This is a genomic window from Spirillospora sp. NPDC049652 (assembly GCF_040675125.1).
Lineage (GTDB): Bacteria > Actinomycetota > Actinomycetes > Streptosporangiales > Streptosporangiaceae > Spirillospora.
In genome coordinates, this window is record NZ_JBFAOF010000103.1 from 1 (window position 1) to 13,591 (window position 13,591).

The 13,591-nt window shown below is 73.3% G+C and carries 16 protein-coding genes; 12 read left to right on the forward strand and 4 right to left on the reverse strand.

All coding sequences use genetic code 11. The features are described from left to right. From AB0J52_RS10080 to AB0J52_RS10110, 7 genes are all read left to right on the forward strand, one after another. Positions 1-811: hypothetical protein (locus tag AB0J52_RS10080; RefSeq protein WP_500181225.1), on the forward strand; the 811-nt coding region annotated here is incomplete at its 5' end. Between the two features lie 61 nt (positions 812-872). Continuing rightward, on the forward strand, positions 873-1,931 hold the full coding sequence (locus tag AB0J52_RS10085; protein ID WP_500181226.1) for a hypothetical protein: 1,059 nt from the start codon (positions 873-875) through the stop codon (positions 1,929-1,931). 142 nt (positions 1,932-2,073) lie between these two features. Continuing rightward, on the forward strand, positions 2,074-3,054 hold the full coding sequence (locus AB0J52_RS10090; RefSeq protein ID WP_500181227.1) for a 3-oxoacyl-ACP synthase III family protein: 981 nt from the start codon (positions 2,074-2,076) through the stop codon (positions 3,052-3,054). Continuing rightward, complete coding sequence (locus AB0J52_RS10095; RefSeq protein ID WP_500181228.1) at positions 3,054-3,806, forward strand: glycosyltransferase family 2 protein; 753 nt, start codon at positions 3,054-3,056, stop codon at positions 3,804-3,806. Before AB0J52_RS10090 ends, AB0J52_RS10095 begins: the two co-directional genes overlap by 1 nt. 12 nt (positions 3,807-3,818) lie before the next feature. After that, a complete protein-coding gene (locus AB0J52_RS10100) occupies positions 3,819-4,994 on the forward strand; it encodes a cytochrome P450 (RefSeq protein WP_500181229.1) in 1,176 nt (391 codons plus the stop codon). After that, positions 4,991-6,463 carry a class I adenylate-forming enzyme family protein gene (locus AB0J52_RS10105; RefSeq protein WP_500181230.1) on the forward strand — a complete coding sequence of 491 codons (1,473 nt, stop codon included), beginning with the start codon at positions 4,991-4,993 and terminating at the stop codon, positions 6,461-6,463. The genes AB0J52_RS10100 and AB0J52_RS10105 overlap by 4 nt, the downstream gene beginning before the upstream one ends. Continuing rightward, positions 6,460-7,350, forward strand: coding sequence for an NAD-dependent epimerase/dehydratase family protein (locus tag AB0J52_RS10110; RefSeq protein ID WP_500181231.1), 891 nt, complete (start codon positions 6,460-6,462; stop codon positions 7,348-7,350). Before AB0J52_RS10105 ends, AB0J52_RS10110 begins: the two co-directional genes overlap by 4 nt. Before the next feature lie 171 nt (positions 7,351-7,521). On the opposite strand, the gene AB0J52_RS10115 is transcribed toward AB0J52_RS10110, so the two are convergent. Continuing rightward, positions 7,522-7,935, reverse strand: a complete 414-nt coding sequence (locus tag AB0J52_RS10115; RefSeq protein ID WP_500181232.1) for a YybH family protein — start codon at positions 7,933-7,935, stop codon at positions 7,522-7,524. A 54-nt stretch (positions 7,936-7,989) separates the two neighbouring features. Between AB0J52_RS10115 and AB0J52_RS10120 the strand changes: the two genes are divergently transcribed. Together AB0J52_RS10120 and AB0J52_RS10125 are read left to right on the forward strand one after the other, a co-directional pair. Continuing rightward, positions 7,990-8,379 (forward strand): winged helix-turn-helix transcriptional regulator, encoded by a 390-nt coding sequence (locus AB0J52_RS10120; RefSeq protein ID WP_500181233.1) that lies wholly within the window; start codon positions 7,990-7,992, stop codon positions 8,377-8,379. A 568-nt stretch (positions 8,380-8,947) separates the two neighbouring features. Continuing rightward, positions 8,948-9,229 carry an NAD(P)-dependent oxidoreductase gene (locus AB0J52_RS10125; protein WP_500181234.1) on the forward strand — a complete coding sequence of 94 codons (282 nt, stop codon included), beginning with the start codon at positions 8,948-8,950 and terminating at the stop codon, positions 9,227-9,229. 261 nt (positions 9,230-9,490) lie between these two features. Here the strand turns inward: AB0J52_RS10125 and AB0J52_RS10130 are convergent, their stop codons facing one another. Then, positions 9,491-10,249, reverse strand: coding sequence for a GNAT family N-acetyltransferase (locus AB0J52_RS10130; protein WP_500181235.1), 759 nt, complete (start codon positions 10,247-10,249; stop codon positions 9,491-9,493). Between the two features lie 121 nt (positions 10,250-10,370). Here AB0J52_RS10130 and AB0J52_RS10135 point away from each other — a divergent pair, with 121 nt between their 5' ends. Then, positions 10,371-10,979 (forward strand): nitroreductase family protein, encoded by a 609-nt coding sequence (locus tag AB0J52_RS10135; RefSeq protein WP_500181236.1) that lies wholly within the window; start codon positions 10,371-10,373, stop codon positions 10,977-10,979. A 51-nt stretch (positions 10,980-11,030) separates the two neighbouring features. On the opposite strand, the gene AB0J52_RS10140 is transcribed toward AB0J52_RS10135, so the two are convergent. Continuing rightward, positions 11,031-11,723: an SDR family oxidoreductase gene (locus AB0J52_RS10140; RefSeq protein ID WP_500181237.1), complete on the reverse strand. Its 693-nt coding sequence runs from the start codon at positions 11,721-11,723 to the stop codon at positions 11,031-11,033. A 72-nt stretch (positions 11,724-11,795) separates the two neighbouring features. Here AB0J52_RS10140 and AB0J52_RS10145 point away from each other — a divergent pair, with 72 nt between their 5' ends. Continuing rightward, positions 11,796-12,443 carry a TetR/AcrR family transcriptional regulator gene (locus tag AB0J52_RS10145; protein WP_500181238.1) on the forward strand — a complete coding sequence of 216 codons (648 nt, stop codon included), beginning with the start codon at positions 11,796-11,798 and terminating at the stop codon, positions 12,441-12,443. Here the strand turns inward: AB0J52_RS10145 and AB0J52_RS10150 are convergent. Beyond that, a complete protein-coding gene (locus AB0J52_RS10150; RefSeq protein ID WP_500181239.1) occupies positions 12,427-13,101 on the reverse strand; it encodes a pentapeptide repeat-containing protein in 675 nt (224 codons plus the stop codon). The two genes, AB0J52_RS10145 and AB0J52_RS10150, sit on opposite strands and share 17 nt — an antisense overlap. Positions 13,102-13,284: 183 nt before the next feature. Between AB0J52_RS10150 and AB0J52_RS10155 the strand changes: the two genes are divergently transcribed. Continuing rightward, entirely contained in the window at positions 13,285-13,527 is a 243-nt protein-coding gene (locus AB0J52_RS10155) for a TetR/AcrR family transcriptional regulator (RefSeq protein WP_500181240.1), read from the forward strand. The last annotated feature ends 64 nt before the right edge of the window (positions 13,528-13,591 follow it).

Here is a 13,591-nt window from a genome sequence, read left to right on the forward strand (position 1 = left end):
GGCGATGAGCTACCTCAAGGCGTCCGGGCTGGTCGGGGGCGTCGTGCTCGTGCTCGGCGCGGCGGCGACCGGGATGTGGTGGGCCGGCCGCGACGGCTCGCCCGGCTCGTCCTCGGTGACGTTCCGGGTGCAGAACCCCACGTCCGCGCCGTCCGGGCCGTCCGACCCGTTCGCCGGCAGCCCGGCCGCCGCCTACCCGGACGGCGAGGCCGGGATCGAGATGCCTCCCGCCACGGCGACGTCCGACCTGACCAGGACGGACGTCGAGGCCGCCTATGCACGGATCAAGCGCATCCTCGTCGCCGCCGACCTCGACACCGGAACCGTGTACCTCGGCGACACCAAGCCCCTTGCCGCCGCGCTCGACCCCGGGCAGGCCAAGGGGCTGGCCTCGCGGCGGGTCTGGATGAACGCGTTCGCCCCCGGCTCCGCCGTCGCCGCGACTCCCGTCGTGAAGGTCCGCGGCACGGTCGTCCCGTCCCCGTCGAAGGACGGGATGACCGTGAAGACCGACCACAACTTCGTCTACGCCGTCCACCCGCCGAAGCGTCCGGACGCCGTGCAGCGCGTGATCGTGCGGCGCGCGGTGACGTTCACGGTGACGCGTGAGAACGGCGAGGTGAGCGTCTGGATGAGCCGCGTCGGACGCGTCGCCGCGCCCGCGCCGTGCTCGACCCAGGACGGCTGGATCCATCCGACCTTCCCGGGCGACCCGGGCGGCGGCGACAGCACGGCCCGCACCGAGGACCCGTACGACATGTCCAAGCCGCCGGTCTTCGACGGCGGTTGCCGCCAGGTCACCGGCACCTGACCCGGGCCGTCCGCGCTCACCCGAGAACGCGTGCCGCCCGCACCCCCGAGGGAGAACGATCATGCCGTTGCGGCCGCCGGACGCGCTGTGGGCCCACGGAGCCCTTCTCGCCGCGTGCGGAAACGGGTTCGCCCTGGACGGAGAGGGCGTGTGCTCCGAGGACATCGGGAACGGCTGGTGGCGGCTGTTCTGGGTCGAGGGCGGCCGCGCGGTGCTCCTCGGCTTCGACAACGACTACAGCGACACGTTCACACAGGCGCCACCGCTGGACCTCCTCGCGGACGCGCCCGACTGGCTGCCCTGGGAGCGCGTGGACGCCCGCCTCCACGGCGACTGGCCGGTCGGGTTCGTGTACTGGTGGGACGGCGAGGACTGGGCCCGGACGTCCTACACCTGCGAGGACGGAGCCGCGCTCACCGTCCCGGACGACGACGAGCGGGTCCGCGAAGCACTGGGCGACGCCGCCCCCGAACTGCTCGCCGCAGCCCGCCGAGGCGAACTGCCGACTGGCGCGGACGCGGCCGGGATCGAGGGGTTCGACGTCGCGGTGGCCGGGCGTGCCGGGCTGACGCGCGGGTCCGTCCGCCCGGAGGTCCCAGCCGGGACGGGTGCTCCGGCGGACCGGAAGGTGCCCTGGGATGGCCTGGAGGAGAACCACGCGACCATCGTCGGCCTCGCGATGAGGCGCGCCCGCGAGCGACCCCGGGCCGTCCCGGCGGATGGCGAGGCGCTGGGCCGGGTCGTGGAGTGGCTGCGCACGCACGGCCAGGACGAGATCGTCGCCGGGTATGTGGGCGACTGGCATCCGCCGTTCCGGGAGCCGCAGGGCCCCTTCGTCAAGACCGACCTGGCGGAACTGCTCGCGGCCTTGCGCGCGCACGAGGCCGACCCCGAATCGGGGGCCTGGCTCTACATCCGCGTCACGGCCGAGGGGGACGCCTCGCGCGCCTACGACTCGATGCCCGAATGGTGGCGTCCGACGATCCCGCACACCTGGGCTTGGCCGAAGGCGCTCGAAGGTGAGCTGGCCTCGCGCGCCGAGCCTTGGCGGCCCGCCTGGGCATGGCTGCTCGACGCCTCCGTCCTGAAGGACGGGATCTCCGTGGACCTCCTCGCCTAGGGCCCTCCCCATGAGTGCGGGTACTCAGGCCGGGATGAGTGCCATGCGCAGCCGGTTTCCGTACCCGGCCCCTGGCGGGCGGCCCCGCGCGAGGACGACGCTGAGGGGAAGAGAACAGGACCGACACCGGGGGACGACCGTGATGAGAGCACGCATCGCAGGCGCGGCCGCGTACCTGCCCGAGACCGTGCTGACCAGCGCCGAGGTCGAGGCGCGGATCGAGGGCTACCGGCCGCACCCGACCATCGTGGAACGCATGACCGGAATCCGCGCCCGGCACGTGATGCGGCCCGACCAGCAGGCGTCGGACCTGGCGGTCGAGGCCGTCCGGCGGCTCGGGACCGACCCGGCGAGCCTGGACCTGCTGGTCTTCGGGTCGGCGTCGCAGGACCTGGTCGAGCCCGCGACCGCGCACATCGTCGCGGACAAGCTCGGCGCGTCCTGCCCGGTCTTCGACGTCAAGAACGCCTGCAACAGCTTCCTCAACGGGCTCCAGACGGCGGACGCGCTGATCCGGACCGGCCAGGCCGAGCGGGTGCTGGTCTGCACCGGCGAGGCCCCGTCGCGGGCCGTCCGGTGGCGGGTGCGCGACCGCGCCCAGTTCGCGGACGCGTTCGCCGGTTACACCCTGTCGGACGCGGGCGCGGCCGTCCTCGTCGAGGCCGACGCGGACGGCCGGGGCATCTTCCACCGCGACTTCGCCGCCGTGTCCTCGGCGTGGCGGATCGGGACGCTGCCGGGCGGAGGGTCGATGCGTCCGCGCGACCCCGACGCGACGTACTTCAGCGGCGACGGACGGCGGCTGAAGGAGGCGTTCCTCGCCGCCGGACCCGAGATCTTCCTGTCCGCGCTCGAAAAGAACGGCCTGACCTGGGACGCCTTCGCCGTCGTGGCCGTCCACCAGGTGACGCTGCCGTACCTGGAGGCGCTGCGGTCGGCGCTCGGCATCCCGCTGGACCGGCTCGTCCTGACGCTCCCGGAGCACGGGAACATGGCGTCCGCGACGCTGCCCGCGCAGCTCGCCGCCGCGTGGGAGGCCGGCCGCTGCGGCCCCGGCGACCGGGTGGCGATGATCGGACTGGCGGGCGGCGTCAGCCTCGGCGTGATCTTCATGGAGCTGTGATGGACCTCTGGGTCGTCGTCCCCGCCTACAACGAGGAGCGCTCGATCGGCGCGACGCTACGCCGGCTCGCCGAGCAGACCGACCCCGGCTTCACCGTGGTCGTCGTCGACAACGCGAGCACGGACGGGACGGCCGGCGTCGTCCGGGAGTTCGCCGCGACGCATCCCAAGCCCGAGATCCGGATCGTCCACGAGCCGGTGAAGGGGACCGGGGCCGCCGCCGACACCGGCGTCCGGCACGCGATCTCCGCCGGGGCCACGCACGTCGCCCGCACCGACGCCGACTGCCTCCCCGCACGCGGCTGGGTCGCGGCGGTGAAACGCGCCTTCGACGACGGGCTCGACATGGTCAGCGGGCCGCTGCGCCCGCGCACCGACGAGTTCCCGCTGCGGGCGTGGGAGCGGTGGCTGCTGCCGTCGGTGGTCGGCGTCGCGGCGATGTTCGGCCGCTTCCGCCCCGGCAACCAGGACCCGCTCTACCTCGGCCCCTACGTGATGATGCCCGGCTGCAACGTCGCCATCGGCGCGGACCTGTACCTGCGCTCCGGCGGCTTCCCGCGCACCCGCATCGAGGACGTCCACGAGGACCGGGCGCTGGTCAACCGCGTCCGCTACCTGACCGACCGCTACGGACTGCGCCCGGACGTCGTCGTGTACGGCTCGGTCCGGCGGCTGCGCGCCTTCGGCCTGATCCGCACCCTCGGCTGGTACGCCGACCACCGCTACCGGCCGCCGGTGGTCGACATCCGCTGAAGGGAGGACGGCATGAACTGGGAGACGCGGCTGTACACGGCCGCGCATCCGGTCGCGTACCCGCTGCTGCGCGGCCTGGCCCGGCTCGGGCCGGTCGTGCGGGTGCCGGGCCTCGGGGTCGTGGTGAACGACGCGTCCTGCGCGCGGACCGTCCTGATGGACGGCGAGACGTTCCGCAAGGACGGCCCCGGCTCGCCGGGCGACCTGTGGACGCCGGTCCTCGGCCCGTCCGTGCTGCTCAACATGGAGGGCGAGGCGCACCGCTCGCTGCGCCGCCGCCTCGCCGCCCTGTTCACCCCCGGCTACGCCGAGGCGCTGGTGGACGACGTCCTGACCGTCCCCCTGCGGGAGGTGTCGGCACGGCTGGACCGCGGCGAGGAGATCGACCTCGTCGCCATGATGCGCGTGATGGCGGGCGCGGTGATCAGCCGGGTCATCGGGCTGGAGACGGCGTCCGAGGACGACTACCGCTCCCTGTTCGAAGCGGGCGAGCGGATCGTCGCGATGGTGTCGCTCCGCACGCGCCGCCTGTCGCCCTCGCAGATCGCGCGCGCACGAGCCGTCCTCGATCCCCTGGGCGACATCGCGGCGAAGGCGTACGCGGAGGGTTCGTCCACGACCGTGATGGGACGCATGCGGACTCTGGGCCTCTCGGAGGACGAGGCGCGCGGCGCGGCGGGGGCCTTCTTCCTCACCGGCACCGAAACCGTCGCGACGCTCGTCCCCCGCCTCATCGCCCTCCTCCACGACACCGGCACGACCCTCACACCGGCCCCCGGGGGCGCGCTCGCGCCCGGCGATCTGGATCGCGCGATCGACGAGGCCATGCGGGTGACCACGCCGACGCCGGTGATGCTGCGCAGCGTCCACGCCGAAACCCGGATCGCGGACGTTCCGGTGCGCCCCGGCGACCGCGTCCTGATCGCGACGCACAACTGCTGCCGCGCCCACGGGCCGTTCGACCCGTCCCGTCCCGTGCCGCCCGAGCTGCGGCGACTCTGGTTCGGGGCCGGGCCGCACTTCTGCCTCGGCTACCCGCTGGCCATGGCCGAGATCCGGGCCGTCACCCGGACGCTGCTCGCGGGCGGCCCCCTGACGATCACGCACCGCCAGGCCGCCCGGGGCGTCCTGATCCCGACATACCGCCACCTCCGCGTCCGGCGCGGTGGGGAGGAGAACGCCCGATGACGCTGATCCGACGGCTCCTGGACCAGGCCGCGCGCACCCCGTCCGCGGTCGCGCTCGTCGCGGGGGACGGGGCGGAACTGACCTACGGCGAGCTGCGCACGCGCGTTCTGGCCGTCCGGAACGGGCTGCGGGCCCATGGCATGCGGGCCGGGGACGGTGTCCTCTTCTCGGTGCGCCCGTCTCCGGACAGCCTCGTGCTCGCACTCGGCGTCGTCGCCGCCGGGGGAGTGGTCGTGTTCGCCGACCCGGGAGCCGGGCCGGAGATGTTCGCGGCCCGCCTGCGGTTGGCGTCCCCGCGCTGGTCGGCGGCCGAATCGGTGCTGTACGCGGCGAGCCGCCTGCGTCCCGTCCGCGCGCTGGCCCGCCGCCGCGGCCTCCTCCTGCCGCACCTCGCGGACCTCCCGCTCCGGCACATCTACACCGGCCCCCGCCTCCCCGGCGTCCCCAGCGGAGCCCTGAGTCTGAGCACTCTCATGGCGGAGGCTCCGGACGATGACGTGGAGGCGGACCCGGACGCGCCAGCGGCGGTGATCTTCACTTCCGGGACGACGGCGAAGCCGCGCGCGGTCGTCCACACCCAGGCGTCGCTCGCCGCCGCCCTCGACCTGTTCCGCGAGCGGCTGCCGCTCGGGCCCGGCGACGTCGTCCACACCGACCAGCTGATGCTCGGGCTTCCGACGCTGATCTCCGGTGCGCGCTGGTCCATGCCGCCGCTGTTCGCGTCGCCGAGGCGGTTCGCACTGCAACTCCGCGAACGCGGCGCGACGCACACGTTCTGCGTCCCTGTGCACCTGGCGGAGATCCTGGACGTCGAGCCGTCGCTGCCCCGGACGCTGCGCCACGTCCTGCTGGGGGCCGCGCCTGCCCCGGCCGGTGTGCTGCGGCGGGCGATCGAGGCCGCACCGCACGCCCAGGTGCTCTCCGTCTACGCGATGACCGAGATCCTGCCCGTCGCCATGGCCTCCGCCGAAGAGAAACTCGCCCACGTGGGGGACGGCGACTACCTCGGCGAGCCCCTCGTGCGCACGCGCGTAGCGCCGGACGGCGAACTCTGGCTCTCCGGCCCGAACCTGTGCCGCGGCTACCTCGGCGATCCGCCGCTCACCGAACTCCCCACGGGCGACCTCGTCCGCAGGGAAAGTGACCGGCTGGTACTCATCGGCCGCAAGAAGGACATGCTCATTCGCGGCAAGTTCAACTTGTACCCGGGTTTGTACGAACCCGCGATCAGCACGCTGGACGGCGTGGACGAGGCGGCCATCGTCGGCGTCCCCGACGCCGAGACCGGCGACGAGAAGGTCGTCCTCGCGGTCGCCGGGACGACCACCCCCGACGAGCTGCGCCGCAGGCTGCCGCAGCTCATCGACCACGACGCCCTGCCCGACCGGATCGTCGTCCTCCCCTCGCTCCCGCGCTCCGGCCGGACCCGCAAACTGGACCGCGACCTGCTGCGGGAGGCCGTCCGATGAGGATCGCCGTCACCGGGGCGTCCGGCTTCGTCGGCGGGGCCGTCGCCCGCGCGCTGGCCGCCGACCACGACGTCCTCGGCTTCGGACGCCGCCCGGGGTACCGCTTCTGGGACCTCACCCACGGCCCCCTCCGCACCCCGCCCGCCGTGGACGCCGTGATCCACTGCGCGGGCAGCGTCACCGACTGGGGGCCCGCTGCCGGCCTCTTCGCCGTCAACCTGCTCGGCACCCGGAACGCCCTCGCCACCTGGCCGGACGCCCGGTTCGTCCACGTCAGCACGGCCAGCGTCTACGACCCCCACATCCCGCACGTGCTGACCACCGAGTCCGAGGGACCGGCCGTCCGGCACCTCAACGCTTACGGCGCGTCCAAGGCCGCGGCCGAACGGCTCGTCCTGCGCCGTCCGGACGCCGTGATCCTGCGTCCGCACGCCGTCTACGGCCCCGGCGACACGACCCTCCTGCCGCGCGTCCTGTCGGCCGTCCGGGGACCCGTCCTTCCCGCGGTCGGCACCGGACGCCAGCGGATCAGCCTCACCGCGATCGACAACCTCGTCCACGCCTGCCGCCGAGCCCTGACCGGCCCGCCCGGCGTCTACAACATCGCCGACGCCGAACCCGTCCTCCTCGACACCGCGCTCCGCGCCCTCCTCGCCGAACGAGGCGTCCGCGCCCGTCCCGTCTACCTTCCGCACCGTCCGGTCCGGGCCATGGCCGCAGCCGCCGAAGGCGCCTTCCTGCTGGCCCGGAGCCCACGCCCACCCCACCTGACCCGCTACGCCATCAGCCACCTGGCCCAGGACCGCACCTACGACACCACCGCCGCCCGCCAGGCCCTCGCCTACACCCCGACCCCCACCTCCTTCAAAGGCGCCGCCACCTGGTAGCTGTATTTAAAAGTCCCGGCCCACTTCGCTCGCCTGGCGGCTCGCTTCGTGACCGTGCCTGGGCGAACGCGGCATCGCTTCGCGATCTGCCCGGTTGCGCTCGCCTTCGGCTTCGCTCCACCGTGCAGGTCACGCGTTCGCGCGCGTGGCTGAGGTCACTTCGAGACAGTCCTAGGCCGGCGTATGCGTGGTGGCCTCCTGCACGGCCGTGCCGAAGGGGTTGTCGATGACGTAGCGCCAGTGGCCGTCCGGCCCGCGCCGGGCGACGTCGGTGGCGGTGCCCTCGATGTGCACGGCCTCCCCGTCGGGATCAGTGCCGTCGATCGACCAGTCCACGATGAGCAGCGCGAGGTCGTCCGTGGCGTAGACGTGCCGGGGCCGGACGGTGATCGGGAGGCCCAGCCCGACGAACTCGGCGTTCGCCGCGAGGGCCTGGTCGCCGGTCAGCGCGGTACCCGGCCCGGGGACGAACACCGCGCCGTCCTCGTACACCTCCGCCACCGCCTCCAGGTCGCCGCTGTTGAAGCGTTCGGCGAACACCATCGGCACGTCCTCGGGCCGCACGGCGAGACTCCGCATCCTCATGCACCACCTTCTGCCTGGGAAACTGCATCGGAACGGACGTTAGGAGGCGCTCTCGTGGCTCACCAAACGGTTGGTGACGCGGCCCGCCCGGGCCTGCCGGACGACCCGCGCGCTCACGTGACCGAGCCGATCCCGGCCTGCCCGGTGGAGGTCACCCTCGCCGCCCTGCGCGGACGCTGGACGACCCTCGTGATCCGCGAACTCCTGCACGGCGAACGCACCTACACCGAACTGCGCCGGGCCCTCCCCGCTCTCTCGGACAAGGTGCTCTCCGACCGGCTGGCCCACCTCTCCAGCGTCGGCGTGCTGACCCGCCGCCGCGTCGGCGGCTGGCCGCCCACCACCCACTACGACCTCACCCCCCAGGGCCGCGACCTGGGCCCCGTCCTCCAAGCCCTCTGGGACTGGGGCGCAACACACCCCCTCCCCGCTCCGTCCATTTAGAGTCTCGGCCCACTTCGCTCGCCTGGCGGCTCGCTACGTGACCGTGCCTGGGCGAACGCGGCATCGCTTCGCGATCTGCCCGGTTCCGCTCGCCTTCGGCTTCGCTCCACCGGGCAGGTCACGCGTTCGCGTGCGTGGCTGAGGCCGCTTCAAGCCAGGCCCTAAGCGTCCGTCTCGAACTTGCTTCCGCCCCACGCGCGAACGCTTGACTGTCCGCTGCGACAAAGTCGGAGGCAAGCGGCACTGGTTGGATCGCGAAGCGATGCTGCGTTCGCCTGGGCCGGTCACCTAGCTGGCCAACACGCGGCGCGTCGCGGCGGCCGCGCCCTGGCCGAGAACTTGGGACGTGCGCGGAGGCGCGGAGTGTGGGCGCGTGCGGAGGTGCCGTGTGTGGGCGTGCGTGGAGGTGCGGGGCGTGAGGCGGGTCAGGAGGCGGAGAGGCGCTGGGACGCCTGGTGGGCGGCTTCGTGGGCGTCGACCAGTTCACGCCCTGCTCGCCTCCAAGGCTCCGCGCGTCATCGCGATCGGTTTGGGGAGTTACCTGGACGCGGACGGCGGTCCCGCGTGGATGGATCTGCCCGATTTCCCGGCAGAGTTCCGGCCGTTCTCCGAAGGGCATCTCGCGGGCGTGACCGTGCTCCGGGAGGGCGGGGACGAACTCGACTGGCTGATCCTCAGCCCGTCCGGTGACTTCGACCACGAGGCCGCCCGGACGGGCGAGTACCGCGTCGCGCCCGGCTCCGCCACCAGCCGCATCTCGCTGCCCGACTTCGCCATCGCGGTGCTCGACGAGATTGACCGCCCCTCCCACAAGCACGAACACGTCGGCGTCGAAAACCCCGCGCACTAACGCACGCGAGTGAACACATAACACGGCGGCCTCTCTTTCGGCCCGAGGCGAAAGAGAGGCCGCCGGCCCCTCCCGAGCCGTGGCCACGCCTCATGCCCGGTTCAGCGCCCCGCCTCCAGGCGGCCGCCCACCCAAGCGCGCCCACCCAAGCGGGCACGCGCATGAGCAAGCCCCACGTCCCGCCTCGCGCGCGCTAACGCGTGTCCGCGAAGAGGCGAGGCGGCGTGTGTGCGCGGGGCGCGGGAGTGGCTGGTGTGGGCGTCAGGGGTGGAGGGAGATGAAGAGGGCTTCGCCTTCTTTGCGGTAGCCGACTCGGGCGTAGACGCTGGCGGCCTGGTCGTTCGCCGGGGTGAGGAAGAGTGTGGTGAGTCCGGCTCGTGCGCCCGCGCGGGTGAGGGCGGCGGTGATCGCGCCGCCGATGCCGCGTCGGCGATGGGACGGGGCCGTGGCGATGCCCGCGATCTCGGCCACGCCGTCGCTCGGGGCGAGGAGCAGCCCGGCGCCCACGATCTCGCCGGACGCGTTGTCGCGGGCCGCCGCGACCATGCCGTCGCCTTCGAGGAGCCGGAGCAGCCGGGCGAGGTCGTGGTCGGCGGGCGGGGGGACGTCGAAGGCGGCGTTCGTGACGCGGGCGACGGCCCACAGGTCGTCGGTCGCGGACGCCGGGACGGGTTCGACCCGGATCCCGGGGTCCATGGGCGCGTCCACGACCTCGGACGGCGGGCAGACCAGCAGCGGATAGCGGCCTTCGGGGGTGAATCCGGCGGCCAGCAGAGAGGCCTCGACCTTGGGCGCGGCGCGCGGGATGTACTCCAGGCGCGGGATGCGGGACCGTTCCCGGAACACGGCGACCAGCGCCTCGATCTCGTCCGCCGTCGGGTCCGCGTCGTCGTCGGGGACGGCGAAGTTGAACGGCCAGTCCGCGTCGTCCGGGTCGATCTTGGCGGTGAACGGCCCGACCCGGAACCGCTGGTCGGCGGGGACGCTCCGCAGGAACTTCTGCACATCGTGGATCAACACGTGGCCGAACGGTACGGACGGGACAGCGCTGAGGCCACCGAATTATCACCCGTGAAGTCCAAAGACATCGGATATCCCTCTGTACCGCCGCCCGCTCGTCCCGGGCGGGGAAGGAGAACTGATGGAGTTCCGCGATGTGCTCTCCCGCCGCCGGATGGTGCGGGCGTACCGGGCCGATCCCGTGCCCGAGGACGTGCTGGACGGTGTCCTTCGCGTCGTCCGGCGCGCGCCCAGTGCGGGATTCAGCCAGGGCCACCGGGTCGTCGCCGTCACCGACCCCGAGACCCGCGCCCGCGTCGCGCTCCTCGCCGGCGAGGAGCGGTACGTGGAGCGCGGGATCGGGCCGTGGCTGTCGGTCGCGCCCGTGCTGCTCGTGCTCGCCGTCAGCGAGGACGCCTATCACGAGCGTTACCAGCGACCCGACAAGGTGAACGACGAGGGCGAGGAGATGTCCTGGCCCACGCCCTACTGGTGGGTGGACGCTGGTGCGCTGATGATGCTCTTCCAGCTCGCCGCCATCGACGCGGGCCTCGCGGCCGGGTTCGCGATCGTCCACCGGACGGACGAGCTGAAGGACCTGCTCGGTCTGCCCGGGGACGCCGCGATCGTCGGTGTCATGACCCTCGGGTATCCGGCCGAGCCTCCGGACGGCGACTCCGCGCACCGCGCCGGACTCCGCTCGCGGCGGAAGCCGATCGACCACCTCGTCCGCCGCGAACGCTGGTCCTGACGTCCGGCCCCGGCCCCGGCTGGCGGGTGCGGGCCGGGGCCGGGCGGGGGGTCAGGAGATGGTGGCGCCGCCGTCCACCGGGAGGATCGTTCCGGTGACGTAATCGGCGGACACCAGGTAGGCGATCGCGTCCGCGACCTCGTCGGCCTGGCCGGCGCGGGGCACCGGCAGCGCGGCGGTGAACCTGCCGAACGTGGCGGAGCGCTCGTCCTCGGCGATGAACGACCACCACGGGGTGTCGATCAGGCCGGGCGCGACGGCGTTCACCCGGACCGGGGACAGCTCGGCGGCGAGCGGCGGCACCATCCGCTCGATCGCGCCGTTCACCGCCGCCAGCACCGCCGTGCCCGGGTTCGCCGCGCGCGCCGACGCGGCGGACAGCACGGTGATCGAACCCTTGACCCGGCCCGCCGCCAGCCTGATCACCGACAGGTAGGCGAACAGCTTGCCCTCGAACATCCGCCGGACGGCGTCGGCGCCGACCTCGGCGACCGGTCCCACCGCGAGCCCGCCGGGGCTGAACGCGAGGACGAGGTGGTCGAACTCGCCGGTCCGCTCGAAGAACTCGCGGACCTGGGCCTCGTCGGTGCCGTCCACCTGCTCGGCGGCGGACACCGTCGCCTTGAGCTCGGCGAGCCGCTCCGGGTCCCGCCCGGTGACGATGACCTCCGCGCCCCGCGCCGCGAGCCGTTCGGCCGCCGCGCGGCCGATGCCGGAGGTGCCACCCATGATGACGACGCGCATCTGCGCACTCCCTTTTCTAGACGTTGCGTCTCGATATTAATCCGAGACACGGCGTCTTGTAAAGTGGGCGGCATGACCGGACAACGCGGCCCCGGCCGTCCGCGCAGCGAGGCGGCCCGGCGGGCGATCCTCGACGCGGCGATGGGCGAGCTCCAGGAGCGCGGGTACGCCGCGCTGACCATGCAGGGCATCGCGGCACGCGCCGGGGTGGGCAAGCAGACGGTGTACCGGTGGTGGCCGTCCAAGGCGGAGGTCGCGCTGGAGGCCATGGCCGAGATGGCCGAGGAGGTCGTCGCCGTCCCGGACGAGGGGTCGCTCCAGGCCGACCTGGACGCCTTCCTCGCCGCGACCTTCCACCAGCGCGGGCAGCGGCCCGCCCTGGTCGGGCTGATGGCGCAGGCCCTGCTCGACCCGGCGTTCGCCACGCAGTTCCGGGACCGGTTCCTGCTCGTCCGGCGCGGGGTGTTCGGCGCGATCCTCGAACGCGCGGCGGCTCGCGGGGAGGTCGCGCCGGACGCCGACCTCGACCTGCTGATGGACGTCGTCTACGGCGTCCTCTGGTACCGGCTCATGCTCGACCACGCCCCGCTCGACGAGGAGCTGGGACGCCGCCTGAGCCGGCTGGTGGTCCGGGAGGCCGCCGTTTCCGACCGTCCCGGCCTGAGCGCCCCGCCAGGGCCGGCGGTCATCGCGCCCGGCGGGCTCAGTCGTCGATCGTGATGCCGAGCGCGGTGGCGAAGGACGGCAGCAGCGAGCGGGCGTCGGACGGTCCCACCGTCGCGCCGTCCAGGCCGTCGACGCCGCCGAGCCCGGACAGGTCGCAGCCGTCGAACCGGACGTCCCGCATGGACGCCTGGCTGAACTGCGCGGCGACCAGCCCGCAGTCCTCGAACCGGACGTCGCGCAACTCGGCGTTCTGGAAGTTCGCCTCGGTGAGGTTGCAGTCGCGGAACACCACGTTCCGCAGCACGGCGAAGCGGAACGAGGCCAGGTCGCCGCGGCAGCCCTCGAACGTGACGTCGCGCAGGCCCGCCTCGGTGAACTGCGTGCCGGTCATCCGGCAGGTCGTGACGGAGGCGTTGAAGACCCGCGAGTCGAAGAGCCGCAGGTTCGCCAGGTCGCAGCCCTGGAACGCCACGTCCGCGAAGCCCGCGCGGTGCAGGGTGAGACCCGCGAGGCGCGTGTCGGTGAACCGGCAGCGCTCGAACGTCACGTCCTCCGGGTCGCCCTCGGGAGTGACCAGGTCGAGCGCGGCATAGTCGAGCGACAGACGCTTGACGTCATGGACGAGCTCCGCGTCGTCGCGGACGGCGGGGGTGAGTTTCCCCGGAAGGCGCGGCGGCTTCGGTGCTTTCGGACCCGAACGTGACCCGGACATGCCGCCGACCGTACCCGACCCCGCGCACCTCCCGCCCACCCCGTGCGCCCCGTCCAGTCCGCGCCGAACGGGCCCGCCTGCCGTGCGCGATTCCCCGGGGGAGGGACTGAGACGCCCGTGGCGGCGGGCACAGCGGCCGTACCCTTGCCGGGGCGGGTTTTCGCAGGACGGAGGGTGTGCGCGGTGCCGAAGAAGGTCGATCATCAGCAGCGGCGCAGGGAGATCGCCGAGGCGCTGCTGCGGATCGCGGGCGCCCGCGGGCTCCAGGCGGCCACGATGCGGGAGGTCGCGGCCGAGGCGGGGGTGTCGGTCCGGCTCGTCCAGTACTACTTCGACAGCAAGCTCGAACTGCTGCTCGGCGCGGTGCCGTTCCTGGGGGAGCAGATGTCGGCGCGGATGGTCGCGCGGCCACGTTGTCCTCGGTGATCACCGGCTGCGCCTTGAACGACACGACCTGCTCACGCAGGTCGATCAGGGATTTCACCCGGTC

Coding starts and splice junctions, on each gene's coding strand:
- AB0J52_RS10115 (WP_500181232.1), bottom strand. CDS start 7,935: ATGAGGATGCGGAGTCTCGCCGTGCGGCCCGAGGACGTGCCGATGGTG.
- AB0J52_RS10145 (WP_500181238.1), top strand. CDS start 11,796: ATGACCGGACAACGCGGCCCCGGCCGTCCGCGCAGCGAGGCGGCCCGG.
- AB0J52_RS10140 (WP_500181237.1), bottom strand. CDS start 11,723: ATGCGCGTCGTCATCATGGGTGGCACCTCCGGCATCGGCCGCGCGGCG.
- AB0J52_RS10105 (WP_500181230.1), top strand. CDS start 4,991: ATGACGCTGATCCGACGGCTCCTGGACCAGGCCGCGCGCACCCCGTCC.
- AB0J52_RS10085 (WP_500181226.1), top strand. CDS start 873: ATGCCGTTGCGGCCGCCGGACGCGCTGTGGGCCCACGGAGCCCTTCTC.
- AB0J52_RS10095 (WP_500181228.1), top strand. CDS start 3,054: ATGGACCTCTGGGTCGTCGTCCCCGCCTACAACGAGGAGCGCTCGATC.
- AB0J52_RS10135 (WP_500181236.1), top strand. CDS start 10,371: ATGGAGTTCCGCGATGTGCTCTCCCGCCGCCGGATGGTGCGGGCGTAC.
- AB0J52_RS10100 (WP_500181229.1), top strand. CDS start 3,819: ATGAACTGGGAGACGCGGCTGTACACGGCCGCGCATCCGGTCGCGTAC.
- AB0J52_RS10110 (WP_500181231.1), top strand. CDS start 6,460: ATGAGGATCGCCGTCACCGGGGCGTCCGGCTTCGTCGGCGGGGCCGTC.
- AB0J52_RS10090 (WP_500181227.1), top strand. CDS start 2,074: ATGAGAGCACGCATCGCAGGCGCGGCCGCGTACCTGCCCGAGACCGTG.
- AB0J52_RS10150 (WP_500181239.1), bottom strand. CDS start 13,101: ATGTCCGGGTCACGTTCGGGTCCGAAAGCACCGAAGCCGCCGCGCCTT.
- AB0J52_RS10125 (WP_500181234.1), top strand. CDS start 8,948: ATGGATCTGCCCGATTTCCCGGCAGAGTTCCGGCCGTTCTCCGAAGGG.